The organism is Micromonospora sp. 15K316 (assembly GCF_004348525.1).
In the GTDB taxonomy this organism is placed as follows: Bacteria; Actinomycetota; Actinomycetes; order Mycobacteriales; family Micromonosporaceae; genus Micromonospora.
Genome location: NZ_SMKG01000438.1, coordinates 1 through 852, shown reverse-complemented (window position 1 = coordinate 852; position 852 = coordinate 1). Strand labels below are relative to the sequence as shown.

Genomic DNA, 852 nt, shown 5'->3' with positions numbered 1-852 from the left:
GGCCCGGCCCCAGGCCCGGCCCGGCGGCCGGCCCCGCCCCACGCGGCCGAGCAATTTCCGGGAAGTTGTCGCCTTCCCCCAGCTGCAAGCAGCAACTTCCCGGAAATTGCGCAGATCTTGGCCCGCGCCCCGCAGGCACACAGCGCCCGCCCCGGGGGCGGGACGGGCGCCGTTGGGCTTTGCGGTTAGGGAGCCACGTAGGTGTCAGGGAGCGACGTAGGTGATCGTGACCCGCTCGTAGCCGAGCGAGCCGAGCAGCCCCTCCAGCATCTTGCGGGTGTTCTCCTCCGCCCGGGCGCCGAGCCCGCTGTCCCGGGCGGCGGCGGTGATCCGCTCCTCGGCGAGGCGGTAGACCTCCTGTTGCCGGTTCGGATCCCCGCCGAACACGTCGCCCAGCCGGTTGAGCAGGCCACGCTTCTCGGCGAAGACGTAGCTCTTCTCCAGGTCCAGGTTGGTCTCGCCGAGCTGCGGCGCGGGCAGCTTGATCTCCACCGACTTGCCGTCGGCCGACTCGACGATCGCGCCGTCGGCGATCTTCGAGAAGTCCACGTACGCCTCGACGCTGCCCGCCCCGACGAAGAGGGTGCGCTCGTTGAGCAGGAAGTCCGGCACGTACTGGCGGTCCTTCTGGAGGTCGACCACCACCTGGAAGTTGCCCTCGGCGGCCACGTAGCGGCTGAGGTCCTGAATCGACTTCAGCAGCGTCGGCTGGCTGCGGTCCGTCGTCTCCTCGGCGAACGGGTTGCGGAAGTTGGGGAGCAGCCCGGATGTCTGCACACCGAGCAGCACGATCACGGCGAGCGCCGCCGCGCCGAGCACCCAGAGCAGGCCCCGGGTGGGGCGGGTGGTGGC

General features: G+C 70.8%; 1 protein-coding gene. It reads right to left on the bottom strand.

Annotated elements, in window-relative coordinates:
- Nucleotides 1–204 precede the first annotated feature (204 nt).
- Nucleotides 205–852: DUF4230 domain-containing protein (locus E1211_RS32200; RefSeq protein ID WP_207915604.1), on the bottom strand; the 648-nt coding region annotated here is incomplete at its 5' end.